This is a genomic window from Cellulomonas massiliensis JC225, from assembly GCF_000312005.1.
In the GTDB taxonomy this organism is placed as follows: Bacteria; Actinomycetota; Actinomycetes; order Actinomycetales; family Cellulomonadaceae; genus Cellulomonas; species Cellulomonas massiliensis.
The window spans coordinates 1,292,104-1,294,122 of the sequence record NZ_HE978588.1 but is presented as its reverse complement, the minus strand read 5'-3'; the positions used below and the strand labels follow the sequence as shown (position 1 = coordinate 1,294,122).

General features: G+C 79.6%; 2 protein-coding genes and 1 pseudogene. 1 reads left to right on the top strand and 2 read right to left on the bottom strand.

The features are described from left to right. The coding region (locus HGCM_RS17225) for a GNAT family N-acetyltransferase (protein WP_081596374.1) at positions 1-613 on the top strand (613 nt) is incomplete at its 5' end. 13 nt (positions 614-626) lie between these two features. Here the strand turns inward: HGCM_RS17225 and HGCM_RS06085 are convergent. After that, entirely contained in the window at positions 627-1,697 is a 1,071-nt protein-coding gene (locus HGCM_RS06085; RefSeq protein WP_019135972.1) for a lactonase family protein, read from the bottom strand. Between the two features lie 11 nt (positions 1,698-1,708). Further along, positions 1,709-2,019: pseudogene (locus tag HGCM_RS19730) on the bottom strand (ROK family transcriptional regulator); the annotation flags it as partial.

The window sequence follows — 2,019 nt, the reverse complement described above, 5'->3', positions numbered from 1 at the left end:
CGGGCTCGGCGCCGCGCTGCTGGACCACGGCCTCGCGGCCGCGCGCGCCACCACCGACGGCCCGGTCACCGTCGAGTCCGAGGGGCTCACCGCCGACGCCGAGGCGCTGCTGGCCAGCCGCGGCCTGCGGCAGGTGTTCGCGGAGGACGTCCTGCGTCTGGACCTCGCCGAGGAGCCGCCCCCGCCGGCGTGGCCCGCGGGCACCGCGCTCGAGCCGTGGTCCGCCCGCTCGGCCGGCCGGTTCCACGCGCTGCACGAGGCGGCCTTCGCCGACCGGCCGGGGTTCGCGCCGTCGGACGCGCGCGCCTGGGTCGACGACGTCGAGGACGACACGGCCGGCCGCACGGGCGCGTGCCTGCTGGCCGCGCTCCCCGGCCTCGGCGACGCGGGCTTCGTCACCGCGGGCGACGGGTGGGTGATCCAGGTGGGCGTCGTCCCCGCCGCGCGCGGCCGCGGGCTGGGCCGGGCGCTGGTCCTGGAGGCGGCCCGGCGGCTGCGCGCGGCCGGGGACGCGGGCGCGTGGCTGTGCGTCGAGATCCACAACCCGGCCGCGCGCCTGTACCGCGCGCTGGGCTTCGCCGACCGGGGCCGGCGCGCCCGCTTCGTCGGCTGACGGGTCGGCCGGGTCAGCCCCGCGCGGGCAGCACGCAGGTGGGGACGGGCACGTCGGCCCGGCCGGTCACCGTGCCGTCGGGCGCCAGCGCGACGAGCCCGCCGTGCCGCTGCTGGGCGACGAGCATCCAACCGTCGACGACCTCGTGGTGCCGCGGCCAGGACCCGGGCAGGGCCAGGTCCCGCTCGTGGCGCACCCGGCCGTCGGGGCCGACGACGAGCGTCGCCAGCACGTCGGCGGTGCGGACCCCGACGACGAGCCGGTCGCCGTCGAGCAGGACGTGCGCGGGCAGCCGCCGGCCGGACGTGCCGGGGCGCCGGCTCTCGTCGACCGCGGGCGCGTCCGTGACGGGCAGCACCTGCACGACCTCGCCCGTCGCCGTGGCGGCGTCCCAGGCGACGACCTGCACCGTGACGTCGAGCTCGCCCACGACGTACGCGAACGCGCCGTCGGCCGACCACGCGAGGTGGCGGGGGCCGGTGCCCGGCGCGAACAGCACCGCGACGCCGTCCTCGTCGAGCAGACCGTCCGGGCGCACCCGGTGGCGGCGCAGCTCGTCCGTGCCGAGGTCGACCACGACCACGTGCGCGCCGTCGGGCGTGGGGGTGACGAAGTGCGCGTGGGGGCCGTCCTGGCGCTCCTCCGGACCGCCGCCCACCCCGGCGAGCACCTGGGCGGGCTCGTCCGCGGGCGTCCCGCCCTCGTCGAGCGGCAGCACCGCGAGCGTGCCGCTGGAGTAGTTCGCCACGTAGAGCGTGCGGCCGTCGGGCGCGACCAGCGCGTGGCACGGGTCGTCGCCGCCGGAGGGGACGCGCGCCAGCAGCGTGAGCTCGCCGTCGTCGTCCACCGCGAAGGCGCCGACGCGGCCGTCCGCGTGCTCCTCGGTCGTGTACAGCACGCCCCCGGAGGGGTGCAGCGCGAGGAACGACGGCGAGGGCGTCGCGACGACGAGGCGCGCGTCGACGAGCGCGCCGGTGCCGGGGTCGAGGTCCACCGACCAGACGCCCTCGCCCTGGCCGACGGGCGAGCCCGCCCCGGCGTCGGGGTAGGTGCCGATCCACAGCGGGGTGCGCGCGCCTGTCACGAGCCCGCAGCCTACGGGGCGCTCGCCCCCACGGGGGCCGGGGCCGGCTCGTCCACCAGCCACGCCGACGGGGCACGCCACACCCGCTCGAGCACCGCGAGCGCTCCCCCGGTCATCGCCGGCAGCTCGCCCGCGACGGCCACCTCGACGGTCGGCGTCGCCCACGGGCCGGCCACCACCCGCCGCCGCAGCACCTCGAGCGCCGGACCGCGCAGGTGGTCGGCCAGCCGCGCGTACACGCCGCCGAGCACGACGTCCGGCACGTCCAGGAGGTTGACCGCGTTGGCCAGGGCCACGCCGAGGCCGCGCCCCGCGGCGTCGA